General features: G+C 65.4%; 18 protein-coding genes. 5 read left to right on the top strand and 13 right to left on the bottom strand.

The window, feature by feature from the left end; translation table 11 throughout:
• Positions 1–482: 482 nt before the first annotated feature.
• From OK351_RS02115 to OK351_RS02085, 7 genes are all read right to left on the bottom strand, one after another.
• The gene (locus OK351_RS02115) at positions 483–1,718 is read right to left on the bottom strand and encodes an ABC transporter permease (protein ID WP_265155681.1); all 1,236 of its coding nucleotides are present in this window, start codon (positions 1,716–1,718) and stop codon (positions 483–485) included.
• Complete coding sequence (locus OK351_RS02110; protein WP_265155680.1) at positions 1,715–2,422, bottom strand: ABC transporter ATP-binding protein; 708 nt, start codon at positions 2,420–2,422, stop codon at positions 1,715–1,717. The genes OK351_RS02115 and OK351_RS02110 overlap by 4 nt, the downstream gene beginning before the upstream one ends.
• Positions 2,422–3,489: an efflux RND transporter periplasmic adaptor subunit gene (locus OK351_RS02105; RefSeq protein WP_265155679.1), complete on the bottom strand. Its 1,068-nt coding sequence runs from the start codon at positions 3,487–3,489 to the stop codon at positions 2,422–2,424. Before OK351_RS02105 ends, OK351_RS02110 begins: the two co-directional genes overlap by 1 nt.
• A 576-nt stretch (positions 3,490–4,065) precedes the next feature.
• Positions 4,066–4,500 carry an OsmC family protein gene (locus tag OK351_RS02100; protein ID WP_265155678.1) on the bottom strand — a complete coding sequence of 145 codons (435 nt, stop codon included), beginning with the start codon at positions 4,498–4,500 and terminating at the stop codon, positions 4,066–4,068.
• Positions 4,497–4,958, bottom strand: coding sequence for a GNAT family N-acetyltransferase (locus OK351_RS02095; protein ID WP_265155677.1), 462 nt, complete (start codon positions 4,956–4,958; stop codon positions 4,497–4,499). The genes OK351_RS02100 and OK351_RS02095 overlap by 4 nt, the downstream gene beginning before the upstream one ends.
• Positions 4,955–5,779, bottom strand: coding sequence for an alpha/beta fold hydrolase (locus OK351_RS02090; RefSeq protein ID WP_265155676.1), 825 nt, complete (start codon positions 5,777–5,779; stop codon positions 4,955–4,957). Before OK351_RS02090 ends, OK351_RS02095 begins: the two co-directional genes overlap by 4 nt.
• Positions 5,772–6,503: a lysoplasmalogenase gene (locus OK351_RS02085; RefSeq protein WP_265155675.1), complete on the bottom strand. Its 732-nt coding sequence runs from the start codon at positions 6,501–6,503 to the stop codon at positions 5,772–5,774. The genes OK351_RS02090 and OK351_RS02085 overlap by 8 nt, the downstream gene beginning before the upstream one ends.
• Positions 6,504–6,713: 210 nt before the next feature.
• On the opposite strand from OK351_RS02085, the gene OK351_RS02080 reads away from it, so the two are divergent.
• Positions 6,714–7,757 (top strand): LLM class flavin-dependent oxidoreductase, encoded by a 1,044-nt coding sequence (locus OK351_RS02080; protein WP_265155674.1) that lies wholly within the window; start codon positions 6,714–6,716, stop codon positions 7,755–7,757.
• Here the strand turns inward: OK351_RS02080 and OK351_RS02075 are convergent.
• Positions 7,754–8,482, bottom strand: a complete 729-nt coding sequence (locus OK351_RS02075) for a VOC family protein (RefSeq protein WP_265155673.1) — start codon at positions 8,480–8,482, stop codon at positions 7,754–7,756. The two genes, OK351_RS02080 and OK351_RS02075, sit on opposite strands and share 4 nt — an antisense overlap.
• Positions 8,483–8,533: 51 nt before the next feature.
• The gene (locus tag OK351_RS02070) at positions 8,534–9,790 is read right to left on the bottom strand and encodes an MFS transporter (protein ID WP_265155672.1); all 1,257 of its coding nucleotides are present in this window, start codon (positions 9,788–9,790) and stop codon (positions 8,534–8,536) included.
• A gap of 131 nt (positions 9,791–9,921) precedes the next feature.
• Here OK351_RS02070 and OK351_RS02065 point away from each other — a divergent pair, with 131 nt between their 5' ends.
• On the top strand, positions 9,922–10,386 hold the full coding sequence (locus tag OK351_RS02065) for a MarR family winged helix-turn-helix transcriptional regulator (RefSeq protein ID WP_265155671.1): 465 nt from the start codon (positions 9,922–9,924) through the stop codon (positions 10,384–10,386).
• Positions 10,387–10,441: 55 nt separating this feature from the next.
• Positions 10,442–11,335, top strand: a complete 894-nt coding sequence (locus tag OK351_RS02060; RefSeq protein WP_265155670.1) for a macrolide 2'-phosphotransferase — start codon at positions 10,442–10,444, stop codon at positions 11,333–11,335.
• A 144-nt stretch (positions 11,336–11,479) separates the two neighbouring features.
• On the opposite strand, the gene OK351_RS02055 is transcribed toward OK351_RS02060, so the two are convergent.
• The 3 genes from OK351_RS02055 to OK351_RS02045 all read right to left on the bottom strand — a co-directional run bounded on the left by OK351_RS02055 (position 11,480) and on the right by OK351_RS02045 (position 13,381).
• On the bottom strand, positions 11,480–11,926 hold the full coding sequence (locus OK351_RS02055) for a GNAT family N-acetyltransferase (protein ID WP_265155669.1): 447 nt from the start codon (positions 11,924–11,926) through the stop codon (positions 11,480–11,482).
• Positions 11,927–12,020: 94 nt separating this feature from the next.
• The gene (locus OK351_RS02050) at positions 12,021–12,479 is read right to left on the bottom strand and encodes a GNAT family N-acetyltransferase (protein ID WP_265155668.1); all 459 of its coding nucleotides are present in this window, start codon (positions 12,477–12,479) and stop codon (positions 12,021–12,023) included.
• Between the two features lie 134 nt (positions 12,480–12,613).
• Entirely contained in the window at positions 12,614–13,381 is a 768-nt protein-coding gene (locus OK351_RS02045; RefSeq protein ID WP_265155667.1) for an isocitrate lyase/PEP mutase family protein, read from the bottom strand.
• 465 nt (positions 13,382–13,846) lie between these two features.
• On the opposite strand from OK351_RS02045, the gene OK351_RS02040 reads away from it, so the two are divergent.
• Positions 13,847–14,887, top strand: a complete 1,041-nt coding sequence (locus OK351_RS02040; RefSeq protein ID WP_265155666.1) for a hypothetical protein — start codon at positions 13,847–13,849, stop codon at positions 14,885–14,887.
• Positions 14,888–14,985: 98 nt separating this feature from the next.
• Here the strand turns inward: OK351_RS02040 and OK351_RS02035 are convergent, their stop codons facing one another.
• Positions 14,986–15,693: an HpcH/HpaI aldolase family protein gene (locus tag OK351_RS02035; RefSeq protein WP_265155665.1), complete on the bottom strand. Its 708-nt coding sequence runs from the start codon at positions 15,691–15,693 to the stop codon at positions 14,986–14,988.
• A gap of 387 nt (positions 15,694–16,080) precedes the next feature.
• Between OK351_RS02035 and OK351_RS02030 the strand changes: the two genes are divergently transcribed.
• Complete coding sequence (locus OK351_RS02030; RefSeq protein WP_265155664.1) at positions 16,081–16,578, top strand: DinB family protein; 498 nt, start codon at positions 16,081–16,083, stop codon at positions 16,576–16,578.
• Positions 16,579–16,581 lie beyond the last annotated feature (3 nt).

Genomic DNA, 16,581 nt, shown 5'->3' with positions numbered 1-16,581 from the left:
CCACGTTCCGGTGCGCGAACACCAATTTGATGACGTGCCGGGAATTCGTTGGCCGGGCTCATGGCGTCCACGGAGCCCGGCACGCTGCGTGGCTTGCACCTGTCCGACGCCCCGCACGTCCTGCGGCAGGCCGAGCGGTACTCCCGGCAGCCGGTGGAAAAGCACACCGGGCGGTGGTTGTCGTGGCCCCTCACGATGGCCGGCCGGAGCGGAGTGCACCACCATCGACCGGGGCCAGTACCAACGGCCGGTTCTGCTCCTGGCTGGACGCGACCCTCCGATCCCGCCAGATCGGCCGCGTGCTTCGTTCCGGGCAGGACGGAACCAGGGAGGACCAGCAGCGACGGTGCACGGGTTACCGGGCAGACCTGCAACCGCCCGGTAACCCGGTCCCGGGCGTTCACCCCTGGCCAGGTCCCATGGAGCAGTGCTGTTCCAGCGGCTGCCCGCCTTGTACCCCAGGGCCTCCGGCTACCCGCGGGTCAGATGCGGATCGCGTCGACGATCCGCACCCGGGCGGCGACCAGGGCGGGCAAGACCCCGGTCAACGCGCCCACCGCTATGGACACACCCATGCCCAGCAACGCGGCCTCCACCGGGAAACCGGGCATCTCATCCAGTCCGGTGGCGAGAACGGAGTTGATCAGCCGCGGGTTGCTGACGACGGCTACGGAGATCAGCACCCCGAGCCCGCCGGCCACGGCGGTGGCCACGACGCTTTCCATCATCACCGAGAAGAACACGCGGGAGGTGGTGGCACCGAAGCTGCGGCGGATCCCGACTTCGCGGATCCGCTGTTTCATCGTCACCATGGCCACGTTGAGCAGGCTCAGGGATCCCAGGAGCAGGATGATCCCTGCGATCCCCGAGACCACGAGGGCGAACTGTGCCAGGCCCTCCTCGGTACCCCACGCCAGGTAATCCTGGCGATAGGATTCGACGTAGTAGCCGGGAAGTTCCGCCTGCATCTGCCACGCGAAATGGGTGGCCAGTTCCTCGGACCCCTCGATGGGAACCCACATGGTGTAGGAGACATTGTCCAGCGGTGTGCCCGCGGAGAACCAGCGTTCATAGGTTTCGGGCAGCATCCACAGTTGCCCGATCATTCCGTTGTCCCTGGTCGAGGTGGAACCGATCACGGTCACTGAAACGCTGCTGTCGTTGCTGCGCAGGTCGATGGTCATCGGCAGACTGACATCGTCCATGCCCAACGCGCCGAGCAAGGTCTTGTCCACGACGACCGCAGGGGAAAGGTTTTCGGCGTCCGCCGCCTCCAGCCAACGCCCGTGCTGGGCGAAGATCCGGTGCATCGGGCCATAGGCCGGGTCGACCACCTGCACCTCGGTTTCAACCGACAATCCCTGGAGGGAGGCCTGGGGCCCGTAGCTGCGGCCGATGATCGAGGTGTACTCGATCTTGAAGCGCTCACTGGTTTTCGCGAAGGCCGCGGCGATCTCCGCCGAATCCTGCGGGCCGGCCTGCAGGTTCGGCTCCATGACCTGGGTGCTGATCAACGCCGGACGCCCGTTGCGCTCGTACTGTTCCTTCATGAGTTGCTGGGCCATCCCGGCGCCGGCCACCGCGGTGGACAGCGAGGCCACCGCGATGGTGACCCCGATCAGCGAGAGCAGAACCCGCAGCCGATGGATGCGCAGTTCCTGCCAGGCTTCGAGCAGGGCGGCGACGAACCCGGTGCCGAGGCGTGCCAGGGTGTTCATCGCACCGCCTCCTGGCTCAGCGGGTGCAGGCATCCGCCCTCGAGGCGGAAGCGTTCGCGCGCCAGCGCCGCAACGTTGGCGTCGTGTGTGATGGTGATCAGCGCGGCACCGGATTCGACGGTGGCGGCATCCAACAGTTCCATCACCGCGCGTCCGGTACCGACATCCAGCGCGCCGGTCGGTTCATCGGCCAGCACCACGCGGGGGCGGCGTACCAGGGCGCGGGCAATGGCCACGCGTTGTTGCTCGCCGCCGGAGAGGGTCTGCGGCATCGAATCGAGCCGTGCCCCGAGCCCTACCCGGTCCAGCGCCTCGCTGGCCAGCCTGCGGCGTTGCCAGAAGTCGCGGCCGCTGGAATACATCAGCGGCGCCATCACGTTCTCCACTGCGGTGCGTCCGGGCAGCAGGTTGAACTGCTGGAAGACGAACCCCAGATCCCGGCCGCGGGCCGCCGCGGCGCGTCGGGCGCTGAGCCGGGTCGCGTCCTTGCCCTGCCAATTCAGGGTGCCGGAGGTCGGGCGGTCCAATAGCCCGAGGATGTTCAGCAACATGGATTTGCCGGTGCCCGAGCGTCCGACGATCGCAATGTGATCCCCCTCGGTGACGGTCAGGTTGATGCCGGTCAGGATATGCAGCTCGCTGTCATCGGGCAGCAGGACACTGCGCGTGACGTTCTCGAGCATCAGCAGCTGGGCGCCTCCCATCAGGGGTAGATCTCCATTCCCTGGCCGTCATCCGGCACGGGATTGGTGCCCGGCACATAGCGCAGCACTTCCGCCCCGGCATCAAGCCCGGATTTCACCTCGATGATCTTGCCGTCGGTGACCCCGAGCTCAACCGCGGTGCGGATCTGCTCGCCGTTCTCGTTGAGCCGCCACACCGCGCCCTGGCCTACCAGCCCACGGACTGCGGTGACCGGCACGGTCAGCACCTGCTCTGCGGACCCGGCATCGATGGCCATGCGCATGCTCAGGCCATCAAAGACGACGATGCCCTTGGGCACGTCGCAGGAGATCTCGCTACCCGAAGCGTTCTCCGGCTGCCCCTCGGCGGACATCTGGTTCGCCCACGGGTCGCTGTCCTGGTCCGGGGAGGCGGAATCCACCGTGTCCATGGCGACGTCTCCCACGTTCAGCCCCTTGCAGGTGAACGGTTCGGGACCCCCATCGATGGTGATCTCGGCTTCGAGGGTTCCGTCCATGAGCCGGTAGCGGTCCAGCGGGCTGATCGTCCCGACCGCCTTGAAGTTCTGTGGTTGTACCGCGACCAGGGCGGAACCCTTGGTGATCTCGTCATTGAGCTCGATGGCGAATTTGCCGACCTTGCCGGTGGTCGGCGCGTAGACGTCGTGGTAGGTTACCGCCGGTTCGGTGGCCCGTTGCGGGTTGTCCGCGACGGATGGTTCCTGCTCGGGCCCTGCGGGCGCCAAGGCATCGGGCTGCGATGCGGCACGGATCTGGAAGATTCGATCGCCCGTGCTCACCTGGTCGCCAGGTTTGACGAAGGCCCAGTTCACCACGCCGTCGATGGGGGCATTGAGCTGTTGCGGCTCATCGAGTTTGATACTGCCGGAAATCGACAGGGTGTTATCCACGGTGCCCATTTCAGCCATGATCGATTCGGCCGGCACCTCACCGGTGGGCAATAGCCGGTCGTCGGCGACCGAGCTGCCGGTAAAAGCGAGCTTGACGAGGCTGACGGCGATGAGGGCACCGATCACCAGCCAGGCGGAAGGCAGGATAATGCGGCGGAAGACGCGGCGTTGGCTCATGATGGAATTCTTTTCACCATTCAATGAATAGCAAAACGCCGAACGAATACAAAGCTCATTCGATGGAAATACCCATCTTTAACCGAGTTTGTTGGATTATTACACCTTAGGTCAGCATGGGATCACAGGGGTTTTGTCGTCTTCGTTTCGCTGATGCTCACGGACGAGGCGGTTCAGGGATGCCGTGGGCCAGGGCCGCGGCACCATGTGGCACCTCCAGTCCGTGCCTTCATCGGAGGAAAAAGTGCCTGCCTCCAGGATCCGGGGTGTCGCCCAGGACCCTATCCGCCGGACTCCAACAACAACCGGGCCACATGGTACGCCCGATCCTGCTGCCCGGACGATCGGGGGACGCGAAGACAACCCCGTCTCGCGCTTCAGGGTTCTACCGGGATTCGTCAGTTGAGCCCCCATGGGCCACCGCGGACTCGCGCCGGGTGCCGAGTTCACGACATATCCACCGGGAGTCCGTCGCTGTCCGCTACCGCCAGGCATCCACCGGTTCACGCTCCATGATCGGGCCGGGGCCGTGTACCACCTGGAGGCCCCGGCCATCCGAAAAGCCGCCGACCCCGGTTACCCCTCGGTCCGGTGGCTGGTGACCGTGGCGCCCAGTTCGACGGTACGCGAGACGGTGCAGTACTTGTCATGGGACAGCTTGATGATCCGGTCCACCATGCTTGCGGCCTTGCGGCCCTCGTCGGTATCCGGGAACTTCAGGTCAAAGGTCATCGAGATGTCCTGCATCCGGCTTGCACCGTTTTCGGTGACCTTGTAACCCGCGGCCTTCACGGTGAAGTTCTCCGGTTCGCTGCGGCGGGTAGTGGCCGCGTCCACGTCGATGGACGAACATCCGGCGATGGCCGCCAGCAGCAGTTCCACCGGGCTCAACAACCCTTCTCCCTGCCCGAAGTCCAGACTGGCCCCGGTCTCCGCACTGGTGGCCCGGTAGGTACGTGAGGCGATGCGTTCGATGTCAACTTCGCGCAGGTCGCGCGTATTTTCATTCATGGTCCCATCCTGTCATCCCGCAGGCCCAGCAGCAGACGTTGTCCGTCCGCATGTCGCCAGGGAGTGCCGGGAGCTACCGGCACAAAACCCTGGACCCGGCAGAACTCGATTCCCCGGAGGTTGTGCCGCTTCACCTCCACCAGCAGATCCGGGTACTTGCACAGCGCCCAGCCAAGGAGCCTTGTACCCGCCCCCATCCCGCGGGCCTCGGGGCGCACCCACAGCAGCAACACCCTGCCGGCTTCCAGGACCATGAACCCTTCGGTTACCGCCGCCCGGTCGGCAACGAGAACCCGGGCACTGTCGCCGAAGACGACCTCAACCAGGTGCGCCAGCCAGTCGATATCGGTGACCGACAGCAGTTCGCGTTCGTTGTCCTTCGAGGACCGCCACAACTCCAGCAGGGCGCAGATCTCCCCCGTCCCGGTACAGGGGCGGATCACCGTCACCGGGTTCACCGTTCCTCCGGTCCCTGCCGGGCCGCATAGTCCCTGACCTGCAGGGCCCACGTGCGCAGGGCCAGGTCGACCACGGCCGGCTGGTCGATATGCAGGTTGTGTCCCGCCCGGGGCACCAGTTCCCGGTGGAAATTCCGGTACCGGTGCTGCAGGTCCAGGGCGTCGCGGTACCCGACCACCTGGTCTTCCTCCCCGCACAGGGCCAGTACCGGGAAGGAGGCCGTCCCCTGCCGGTGCACCGGGAGGGGCTGCAGGTCGTACCGCTGGGCCAGTCGGGCCATGGCACGCAGATTCGCGGCCCTGATCCCGGGCAGCACGGACCGGCGGAACCTTTCCCAGTTCTCCGTACTGCGCACCACCGAAAGCTCCGCGTAGGCCTCCCGGTCCCGCGCCTCCAGCCGCGCCATCAGCCGCTGGTCCTCCGACACCACCCGTCGCCCTGGCAGGTCGCGGTCTGCGGCCACCGGGTAGGTGACCGGCGCCAGTAATGCCAGGCCCTGCACTTGCCCGGCCCGGTGGAAGGCGACGTCCTGGGCCAGCAGCCCACCCATCGATTGTCCCACCAAGGCAAAGGGGGCCCGACCGACCGCCTCGTCGATCTGCTCGACCAGCCAGCGGACGTATTCCGGCAGGCCGCCCGGGGCGGGCAGCGCCGGGCTCCCTCCGAAGCCCGGCAAGTCCAGGTAGATCCGTTCGAACCCACCGAGTTGCCCGAATACTCCGTCCAGCGGCAGAAGGCTGCGGTGGTCCACACCGTTGCCGTGGATGAACACCACCGCCAGCCCCTGCCCCCGACGTACCCGGAGGCCGCCCTCAGCCATGGGCGGCACCCTGTGCCCGGTCCCGATCGATGGTCCGGCGACGCCGTACCACGGCCGCGACAATCAGGCCCTGGCCCAGCACATAGCCGGACATGATCCAGAAACCGTGGGCCACAAGCTCCACACCGGCAAAGGAACGCACAGCGATCATGGCGTCGGAAAGGAAGAAGATCACCCCGCCGCATCCGGCCTGCACCCCCAAACCAGTGGACAATACGGCCATGAGGCCCAGGGCGATGCCGTAGACCAGCACCGGAACCAGCAGGCTACCGGCCCCCGGGGCACAGAACACCACCAGTACGGTCAGCGCCGCCAAATACGGGAGCACGGCCACGGGTCGGGCCAGCAACGAGCCGGCCCGGTACGGCCAGAACGCCAGGATGTAGAAGACCTGCGCCATGAGGAAACATCCGACCATGGTCAGGAACCCTGCATCCCCGCCCAGGAAGCGCGGCAGCGTATCGCCCAGCCAGGAGAAGAACAACGCGACCAGCACCAGCCTTGCCAGGGTGCTACCCACGGAGGGCAGCCCGGTCACCAACACCGCCGCAAGCAGCGGCATCAGCAGGATCTGCGTGATATCGGCCAGCAGGTCCTCCGGCGCCACGAGCTGGGCCAGCAGATGCGTCCCGGTGGCCAGAACCAGCAACACCAAGGCCACGACGGGTTTCGCCCCGTAGCCGGGGCCGCTGCCGGCGGCTCCCACTGCGGGTTGCCCGCCCATCGTTCCTCCCGACCTGCACGTATGCGTTGCCTACAGTTTCCACCGACGCTAGACGATGGACTGGTGATCGGCAAGAACCACCCCGGCCCCGTCAATGATGCTCCGGCAGCGCACGCCGCGTCATCTGGAGTCTCCGGGGCCGCGGCTGCGGGTGGTGGGTCGAATACCATGGGGCCAACCGCCCACACCCGTCACAGGAGAGTGCCCACGATGACCGGTTCCGTCCGCCCTTTGCGCAAACTCGGCTTCCTGACTATCGGATTGTTCGACCCGCGCGATCCGGCCACCGGCCATGAACAGACCCTGCAGCTGATCGAAGCCGGTGAACGGCTGGGTTTCGACAGCGCCTGGCTGAGGCACCGGCACCTGCAATTCGGGATCTCCTCACCGGTCGCGGTCATGGCTGCGGCCAGCCAGCGTACCCGCCGCATCCAGCTGGGCACCGCTGTCACCCCACTGGGTTGGGAGAACCCGTTGCGGTTGGCCGAGGACCTGGCCACGGTCGAGGTGCTGGCCCCCGGACGCATCAACCCGGGATTCAGTGTCGGCACACCACAGCACTATGACACGGTGCAGGGTGCGTTGTATCCGCAGAGCGCGGGGGTCCAGGACTTCGGGTACGCCCGGCTCGAACGGTTGGCCGGATTCATTGCCGGTGACCCGGTCCGCGATTTCTCCGGCAAGCACGGGGTGGTCGAGGAATTCTCGCACCGGGTCGAACCACACGCCCCCGGATTGCGCCAGCGCCTCTGGTACGGTGCCGGAAGCCTGCGCTCGGCCATCTGGGCGGGCGAGCACGGGTTCAACTTGCTCAGCAGCAGTGTGGTGTTCCCCGATCCGGGCCAGGAACCGGACTTCGCCGCGGTGCAGGCCGCGCAGATCCGCGCCTTCCGCCAGGCCGCCGCCCGGAGGAACCCGGGCGCTCAATCGCCCCGGGTGTCCCAGGGACTGGTGGTGATCCCCACCGATAGTGCCAGCGCCGACCAGCGGGCCCGCTACCAGCGATATGTGGATGAACGAACCGAACGCACCCGGACCCCGCAGGGCCCCCGGGGGATGCTGTTCTCCCGGGACCTGATCGGATCCAGCGCCCGGATCGCCGAGGAACTGCAGGCCCATGCCGGGTTCCGTGAGGTCGACGAGGTGGCTTTCGCCCTGCCGTTCAGTTTCACCCAGGAGGACTACCTGCAGATCCTCACCGACATCGCCACGAATCTGGGACCGGCCCTGGGTTGGACACCGTCCCGCGGTTAGCCGCTGCCCGGTTCCCGGGGTGCAGGCAGCACACAGAACTCGTTACCCGAGGGATCCGCGAAGATCCGCCAGGGCAACGAGCCCCAGTCCGGCTGCAGTTCCACCCCGCCGTTGCGGGTGATCCATCCGGCGGCGGTCTCGGCGTCCTGCCCATGGTCCAGCCGCAGGTCCAGGTGGATCCGGTTTTTCGCCTGCCCCTTGGGCGATATCTGGGTAACGAGTACCAGCAGCGGCCCCTGCCGCGACGGATGCGACAGGGCCAGCGGGCCGGTCCCTTCCATCGGATGCCAGCCGATCAGTTCCCGCCAGAAGCGCGCGGCATCCCGCGGCCGGGCGGAGTCCAGCCGGATCGCGGCCAGTGGGCCCGGTCCAGCCGGGACGCCATCCGTGGCCAGGATCCTGAACTCGTTGCCTTCGGGGTCCGCCCAGGAATTCGGTTGCCGCCCCTGCCCCGTGACGTTACGGGCCCCGAGCTGCCGGGCGCGATCTGCCAGGTCTACGGTGGGCGAAGCGTCGCACAATTCCAGGTACACCCGCGAGGCACCAGCCTGATCTGCTGGTACCGGTTGGAAACAGAGGTCGAGCCCCGGCCCGTGGGAGGGGGCCAGTCGTGTTTCAAAGCCCTGCTCGTTATCGGTCAGTTGCTCACCGCCCAGCAGTTCCTGCCAGAAGAGTCCCAACCGGGTGGGATTCACCGCGTCGAAGACCAGGTTCTCCAGGATCATGTCCCCAGCCTAGGTGTTCCGCCGTGGGGCGGGAAGAACCCTTGCCGATTTTCATCCCATGGATCGCGGCCGAGCCGTTCCCCGCTTGGCCCGCTCCAATTTGCCGTGGGTCAGCCGGTAGTACACCAGCGCGAGAACCACCACCAGGGCCAACGCCCAGTACATGGTGCCGTACCCGGCCAGCGAGACCAGGTACCCCAGCACCACCGGCCCCACCCCGATCCCCACATCGGCCAACAGCAGCAGGGTGGAAATACCGCTACCCAACTCATGGGGTCCGACCGAGCCCACCGCGATCGCCTGGGCGGCCGGCATCAGACTGCCATACCCCAGACCGGTGAGCGCCCCGGCCACGACCACCTGCCAGTCCGTGTCGGCGATGGCCAGCAATCCCAGGGCCAGCGCGAAGAAAAACAACCCGAAGTAGATGACGATGTTATCGCCGTGCCGGTCCTGCACCCGGCCGAGCACAAAGCGCATCAGGAACATCGCCACCGCGTAGGCCGCGAAGAACAACCCGGCCCCGGCCGCCAGCGAACGCTGTTCGGCATAGCCGTTCAGGTAGGTGATCACCCCGGAGTAGGCCAGCCCGATCAACAACATGAACAGGCCGATGGGCACCACCGCGGGATGCAGCATATGACTCAGCCGCAGGCCCTGACGAACCTGTTCACCGGACTGTGCTCCAGTTGCCCCTGCTTCCGCCGATCCCGGTTCACGCAGGATGAACCCGAAGACCATTCCCGCCACCGCGGTGCCCAGGCAGATGAGGAACAGGGTACGGTAGTCCAGCGAATTGACCACGAACAGAGCCAGTCCGGGCCCCACGGCGGCCGCCAGGGTGGAGCCCAGGGCGAAGTACCCGGTCCCCTCGGCCCGGCGACTGGTCGGAATGGCACCCTGAGCGATCGCCATCAGTGCGGTACTGGCAAAGGCGTAGGCGAATCCGTGCAAGGTGCGCACCAGGATCAGCAACCCCAGGGTGCCGGCGGGCAGATACAGTGCGCAGATCACGGTCGCCACCACCAGGGAGACCAGCATGACCGGACGGCGTCCGAGCCGGTCCACGAAATAGCCGGTGAAGATCCTGGCCACAGTGGCACCCACGACGAACGCGCTGGAGGCGAATCCCGCCATGGCCTCCCCTGCGGCAAACTGCTTGACCGCGTACAGCGCCATGGTGGTGATCAGCATGTACATCAGGATGTACTGGGCGGTGTTGGCCAGCCAGGCCAGCACGAAGGTCGGCGTGATGAGCCGGGCGCGGGCGGCGGCGGGGCTGCGGACTCGGCCGGTTGTTGGTGGCACCGGGCATCTCCTCAGGGAGTCGATTGATTTGTATAATACAATTTGTATCATACAAGCCTGGCATGGCGACTGCCTGTCGCTTCCGGCTGATAGCCTGTCTTCCGATCCCGCTCCCTGCGAAAGGACCACCCGTGACGACTCCCGGCGGCTACGAGGCCCTGGTGTACGAGCAGATGCTGCTCACCCGATATGCGCTGCAGAACACCGCCCCGCAAACCCGTGAGGTCGTGCTGGACCGCAGTGCCACCGTGCTGCTGGCACGGCTGGAGGCCTCCGGGCCGATGAGTGTCGGGCAGCTGGCGGAGTCCTTCGGGCTGGATGTATCCACCGTGCACCGCCAGGTCGCCGCGGCCATCAAGGCCGGGCTGATCGAGCGGGTGCAGGATGCCAAGGCCGGGGTGGCGCGCACCCACCGTCCCACGCCGGAAGGCTCCCGCAGGCTGCGCGACGAATTCGGCGAACGCGCCCGCTCGCTGGAATTGATCACCTCCGACTGGAGCGATGGGGAGATCTCCGAGTTCGTTCGCCTGCTGACCAAGTTCAACCACGATGTCGAACGCATCCGCGGCCAGCAGTGGCCGCGCCGGAACCGCTAGCTCCCGCAGCGCCACCACACTGTACATTCGGGTGCGCTGCAGGAAAGCTGGAACCATGCATACTTCCGAAACAGCGCAGATCCGCGAGCTGGCCGCCACGCACGGCCTGGAGCTGGTCCAGTCAACGCTGGGCGTCAACGAGCTGGGATTGGATTTCAAGGTCTCGATCGGCCGCACCGCATCCGGTGAGTCCTGGGTGCTGCGCATCCCCCGCCGCCCGGATGTGACCAAGCGGGCCGCCATCGAAGGCCGGTTCCTGCGCCAGGTGGCACCCCACCTGCAGGTAGCGGTTCCCGACTGGCAAATCCACACCGACCGGCTCATCGCCTATCCGCTGCTGCCCGGCGAACCGGGCCTGACCATCGATGACACCGGACAGCCGCACTGGCATTTCGACGTCGAATCCGAAGAGTACGCCAACTCGCTGGGTGACGTGCTGGCCCAATTGCATGGCATCAACCCCGATCTGGTCGCCGACAGCGGGATCGAGGTCCTCACCCCGCAGGAGGTACGCCAGCGCAAGCGCCAGGACATCGCCCTGGTGGTCACCGAGTTCCAGGTGGCCCGGGACCTGCAGGAAAGGTGGCGGGCCTGGCTGGCCGATGACCGCTACTGGCCCGAACACACCACGCTCACCCACGGCGAAATCTACCCTGCGCACCAGCTCATGTCCGGCGAGCGCATCGTGGGCATCCTTGATTGGACCACCGCGGCGGTCGGCGACCCGGCCCGGGATTTCGTCTTCCACCAGGTCTCCGTATCACCGCGGGCCTTCGACACCACGGTGCGCAGGTACGTGGCCGGTGGCGGGAGCGTCGGACCGATGCTGGCCGAACACTGCGCCGAATTGTTCAGCACCGCCGCGGTGGACTATGGCCTGTATGCCCTGCAGACCCAGGACCCCCGGCACCTGCAGGCCGCGGCGGCCCAATTGGACCCCGGTCGCTGAGCGGCAGGGCAGGCCCAAGTCCTGTTTCCCGGCGTGGATCCGGAAGCGTCACGGCCAGGCTGGGTTCCAAGCCCTCGGTGGCAACCGGCAACAAGGTCGGCGGCGGTTTCCGGGCCCAGCGTGCGCGGCAGTGTGCGCAACCGCTCACCTCCCGTAGCGGTCGGGCTTACCCCACGGCCAGGATTCCAGGATCCACTCCAGGATCGCGTCGGCCAGCGGACCATCAAGCTCGGCGCGGTCGGCGCGCACCCAGGACTGCACCGACACGTCGAAGCCCGGCTTCTCCGGTGGGAAGAAGTAGACGCAGCCGACCACCTGGTCGCCGACCAGGACCGAATAGGTGAATTCCCGCAGGGCCTGGTGGTCCTCCCGGTGGCGTCCCAGGTCCTCCAGGTTGTCCTGCGCACTGATTCCGTCGAAGGGCGGCCATCCTCCATAGGGGAATCCGGGGGTAGCCCGGATGTGTTCAATGCTCGATGTCCAGGCCAGGTAGTCGGACTCGCTGTGTTCCGGTCCCAACGGTTCCAGCCTGAATTCCGCGGTGGCCAACGGTGTCGGAGGGGTAAACCCCGCCGGGATAAATGGGCTCATGGTCCGACCTTATGGGTCTTGCCCGCAAACCGTAAGCCCTGGTGCACAACGATCCGACCCGGCCGTGCGGGCTCCGCCAGCGGCATCGAAGCTGTCAACTGCCCGGTAGCGGCTTGACCATGATCAGGCAGGGCGTGTGTTCACCCCATAGGTCCGTTTCCTCCAGGGGAAGGAAGCCCTGCCGTTCGTAGAAGTGGCGGGTGCGGGCATACCCGGCATCCGGGTGTGAGGGTCCCAGGGTCTTGACTTCCAGAAGACGGACACCACGCTGCCGTGAGTCCATCTCGATCGCGGAAAGCATTGCCGTGCCCACCCCGGTGCCATGGAAGTCCCGTTCGACAACGGTCAGGTGGATCTCGGCCACATGCGCGAAATGCCGGTCAACAAGGCTCACCCCACGCACCACACCATCGGGATCCCGCACGGTCCATGTTTCCTTGGTCCGCGCTGCCTCGATGTATTCTGCGTTGGCTTCCGGTTGCCCGAACCACTCCGGCACGGTGGACAACAGCCGCTCCACGTCCCGTGGCACCGGGGCGTCCCGAGTAGCCACCCATGGCCTGACGTTCATCGTGTCCCTCACTTGTCCCGCTCAGCCCTTATTCCCCCGGTGATGACCACGTCGATGACCGGATGCGGCGCGCTGCGGCGCGGCTTCTCCCGCGGTGGGCCCTGCCAGTCCCGTTGCTAGCTTCGCCACCGGACGAGCTCGGCCGTCGACTGCTGGGCGAGCCACATCTGCCACAGCGGCCCGAAGCTCACCCGACGCACGCCCAGGGCCGTGAGATCGGCCAGGTTCCCGGCCCCGTGCCCATCAATCGGGTGCGCGGTGACGTTCAGCGGCACCTTCACGGCTTCCAGCAGCCGGCTGATCTGCTCGGCGGTTGTCAGGCCCACCGGGTACACGGAGCGGGCACCGGCCTGCTCCATCAGCCTGATCCGTTCGGCGGCCTCGGCCAGCGGATCGGAGAACACCCCGGTTCCCAGCTTCACCGCGTCGGTTCGCCCGTTGAGGACGAAGTCCACGCCGGCCTCGTCGGCTGCCTGGCGGGACGCGGCGATGTAGTCGGCGTGCTCGGTCCTCTCACGCACGCGCTTGCCCTCGGAATGCACCACATCCTCGATATTGGCCCCCACCGCCCCGATCCCCAGCAGCCGTTCGATGAGTTCGGCCGGCGCCAACCCGTATCCGGATTCGACGTCGACGCTCACCGGAAGGTCCACCGAACCGATGATCCGCCGGGAGGTGTCCAGGTAGTCCTGGAAGTCCATGTTTTCCCCGTCGGCGCTGCCGGTGGCGTCGGCGACCGGGTGGCTTCCGATGGTCAGGCCCTCGAACCCCGCCTCTGCGGCGATGTGTGCGCTCCAGGTGTCCCAGACCGTGGGCAGCACCAGTAGGCGGCCGGAGGAGTGGGCTTCGGCGAAAAGTCGGGCTCGGCTGGTGACGTCAGACATCGGATTCTCCTTGGATTGTCGCAACAAGGCCCAGCGTAGCAGCGCCCGGTGTGGGGCTCCACACATCCCAGGTGAACATCAGGCGCGGCACGTCCAGCCCGGCCGGAATCCGCCAGGACACACAGATGCGACAGCAGAGCATGTTTTGGCCCTGGAGCTGCAAGCACGTCTTGGTTTCCCTTAACCTTGTTTCCTGCACAGTGCCGTCTGGTGGGTTAAGCAGGCGTTGCCGGGCTTCGCAGACGGATAGGAGGCCTCGAAAACGGCCACGACGAGGTGACCCTTTTTAGGAGCTTTTCCAAGCTCCCCCTGCTCGATCATTACCCCTCGGGCTTCTGCAACCTGCCGTTCACACTTCTCGAATCCGAACGTTATCGCCGTATCGCAAGGCGAACGCTCTGCGGGATAGAGATAAGGGACACTGATGTACCAAGCGCGGCAAGGGCCAGCCCGTAAGGTGGAGTGATGACGGCACGTATGGATAGGGCCCGAAGAATCTCCGACGTACTCGCGGGGCTCGATGACGACGACGTGCGGACGCTCGTCAATGCTGCCGAGCCCGTTGGCATAGGCATCGGGGGAACAACCAGGACAGCCTGCATCGGTGGAACGACCGTCTTCATCAAACAGCTCCCGCTGACACGTAGCGAAGAGGTCGATCCAACGGCCACTGCCAGTCGAATCCAACTTCCCTTCGTCAGCCACTACGGAATAGGGAGCCCCACCCACGGAGTCGGGCGGGAATTGGCAGCACATCAGGCGACCACCGCCTGGGTTCAGGCAGGAACGGTGGATTTCTTCCCGCTCTTACTCGGGTGGCGGGTCGTTGATCTGAAGTGCGATACCGACCTCAGCGAATTTGACGACGATGTTCCCCAACGCCAGTGGGGAACCCATTGGCTCCAAGTCAAGAGGAAACTCACCGCGATGAAGGACGCGTCCAAGAGCGTGGTGCTCTTTCTTGAATACGTGCCCGAGACGCTGGGCGCTTGGGTGCGCAGGAGCCTGACCGATGGCACCGGGGAGACCGTCTTCGCCGAAGTGATCGACCAAATCATCTCGGCCACGGAATGGATGAAGACGCAAGGGTTCCAGCACTTCGATGCACATCCGGGAAACATCCTCGTGCTGGAGGGCCGGCTGCTCCTTACGGACTTCGGTCTGGCCCTTTACCGCGAGTTCGACCTCACCCCGGAGGAAAGAGCCTCCATGGCCGTGCATGAAGGCTTCGACCTTGATACGGCCCTGATGCACCTGTTCCACTGGGTGCTGTTCGAACTTGGCTTCACCTCCGGCCCGCAGCGCCTGGACTTGTTGCGTGCCGCTGCCGCCGACCCTGCCACGCCGGCACTGGATCCAGTGCGTGTGGCACTCGGCGGGAGCGCCGACCTGATTGCCCAACATGCGGACGTCGCTGTCCACATGACCGAGATGTTCGGTGCCCTCATGCAAGATGCGTCCGCCACCCGGTACCACAGCACCCATGGCAGGAGCATCCAGCGATAACTACCCCACTGGTGGAGTCGGACCTTCGTATCGGGGCGTTCCGAATAGGAACGCTGAGCGGGTCAGGGGACTCGGAACCCCGGTACTCAACGGCAGAATCAGCCATCCAAGGCTTGTGCGGCACCGGCCTTCAGGAGTCCCATATCCGTATCGGTGGCCACCCAGTCGTAGCCGAGCGCTTCGAAGGCGCTAGCCCTGACCGACGAACCAGCGAAAGCGCCTACTTCAATATGGCGGTCATGGCACGCTTTTGCCATGTACCCAAGGGGGGAGTCCTTGGCGGCGAACAACGAATCCACGTCCGTTCCGAGGCTCATTGCCAAGTCGACGGGGCCGACGAATATGGAGTCGATGTCCGGGGTGCCAAGGATAGCGTCCAGGTTTTCCAGTCCTTCGGCGGATTCGATCATCAACGACAAGTGAATTCGAGAGTTCGCTTCTTGGGGGTTAAGCACAGGTGCCCCGAACAGCGCACTCATCGGTCCCCAGCTTCTCCCACCCTGTGGAGCGTACCTTGCCGCGTGGGCTACCTCTTGGGCTTCTTCGGCCGTATTGACCATGGGAACCATGATGTGGGTGGCGCCTGCATCGAGGGCAAACCCGATATCTGCGTAGCTTCCGCTTCGCAGCCGCACGGCGATGTTGCCCTTTGGCGCAGCAGCAAGAGCGGAAATTATTTGGGGTTCACTCCACAGGCCATGCTGCATGTCCAACCCGTGCCAACCGAAACCCATCTTTGAGGTTGTTGCCAGAATTGCCGGTGAGTCAAGAAAATGCCACAGTCCACGGCCTGCATACTTTGCCAAGTTGTCCTCCTCGAATGCTGCCCACGAACAGCAAGCAGTCCATAGGAAATTTACCGCTTTTCCGCAGGCAAGACGATTCAGCAGGAGTTGTACACGTCATCCTTTCGGCATTTATGTTGGGCATTTTCAAGAATCCTGCATTGGGTTGAAATTCGAAGATGTATCGCCGGGCACTGTCCCGCAAGCCGGTCGCCATACGGGGATTCCTCCGCCTCAGATGTGGCTTGCAAGGAGCCCTGGGGCCTACCGGAAAGTCGACCGTCCCATCTACCCTGTCCGTAAAAATGCCCGGTGAAGGCACCTTATCCGGTACATCGAAAAGGGTGGATTCTGAACTCCGTCCCCCACAGGGCTGACGAACGAGTGAAAGGGGAGCACAATGGCACCATGAACATCAACGACATCTTCAACGGTCTGGTCCGCTACCCGGTCGACGCCGCCCGCAACCTTCCGCAACTTACCGCGCAGCAGCTCAACGCGCATCCGGCTGGCCACCCGAATTCGATCGCCTGGCTGTTGTGGCACAGCGGCCGCGAGGTCGATACGCAACTGGCCGACCTCTCTGGCGGTGCCGAGCGTTGGGAGGAGTACCGGGACCGCTTCAATCTGGGCGAACTGGGTGAATCAATGGGGTACGGCCATACCCCGCAGCAGGCAGGGCAGATCACCTGCGAAAACCAGGACCTGCTCATCGACTATCTGGATACTACGCTCAACGCCCTGGGCGACTATGCCGGCAGTTTGTCGGAGGCCGAACTGGACGAGGTGATCGACCGCAGTTGGGAGCAACCGGTCACCCGCGGGGTCCGACTGCTCTCTATCATCGACGATGCCATCGTCCATGTTGGGCAGGCCGCCTACGCCGCCGGTGCCGTGACCCGTTAGGGC

This window comes from Glutamicibacter sp. MNS18, from assembly GCF_026107515.2.
Taxonomy (GTDB): Bacteria; Actinomycetota; Actinomycetes; order Actinomycetales; family Micrococcaceae; genus Glutamicibacter.
This window is presented reverse-complemented; position numbering and strand designations above follow the sequence as displayed.

Coding starts and splice junctions, on each gene's coding strand:
- OK351_RS02055 (WP_265155669.1), bottom strand. CDS start 11,926: ATGAGCCCATTTATCCCGGCGGGGTTTACCCCTCCGACACCGTTGGCC.
- OK351_RS02080 (WP_265155674.1), top strand. CDS start 6,714: ATGACCGGTTCCGTCCGCCCTTTGCGCAAACTCGGCTTCCTGACTATC.
- OK351_RS02105 (WP_265155679.1), bottom strand. CDS start 3,489: ATGAGCCAACGCCGCGTCTTCCGCCGCATTATCCTGCCTTCCGCCTGG.
- OK351_RS02040 (WP_265155666.1), top strand. CDS start 13,847: ATGACGGCACGTATGGATAGGGCCCGAAGAATCTCCGACGTACTCGCG.
- OK351_RS02100 (WP_265155678.1), bottom strand. CDS start 4,500: ATGAATGAAAATACGCGCGACCTGCGCGAAGTTGACATCGAACGCATC.
- OK351_RS02085 (WP_265155675.1), bottom strand. CDS start 6,503: ATGGGCGGGCAACCCGCAGTGGGAGCCGCCGGCAGCGGCCCCGGCTAC.
- OK351_RS02115 (WP_265155681.1), bottom strand. CDS start 1,718: ATGAACACCCTGGCACGCCTCGGCACCGGGTTCGTCGCCGCCCTGCTC.
- OK351_RS02030 (WP_265155664.1), top strand. CDS start 16,081: ATGAACATCAACGACATCTTCAACGGTCTGGTCCGCTACCCGGTCGAC.
- OK351_RS02075 (WP_265155673.1), bottom strand. CDS start 8,482: ATGATCCTGGAGAACCTGGTCTTCGACGCGGTGAATCCCACCCGGTTG.
- OK351_RS02060 (WP_265155670.1), top strand. CDS start 10,442: ATGCATACTTCCGAAACAGCGCAGATCCGCGAGCTGGCCGCCACGCAC.
- OK351_RS02110 (WP_265155680.1), bottom strand. CDS start 2,422: ATGGGAGGCGCCCAGCTGCTGATGCTCGAGAACGTCACGCGCAGTGTC.
- OK351_RS02045 (WP_265155667.1), bottom strand. CDS start 13,381: ATGTCTGACGTCACCAGCCGAGCCCGACTTTTCGCCGAAGCCCACTCC.
- OK351_RS02090 (WP_265155676.1), bottom strand. CDS start 5,779: ATGGCTGAGGGCGGCCTCCGGGTACGTCGGGGGCAGGGGCTGGCGGTG.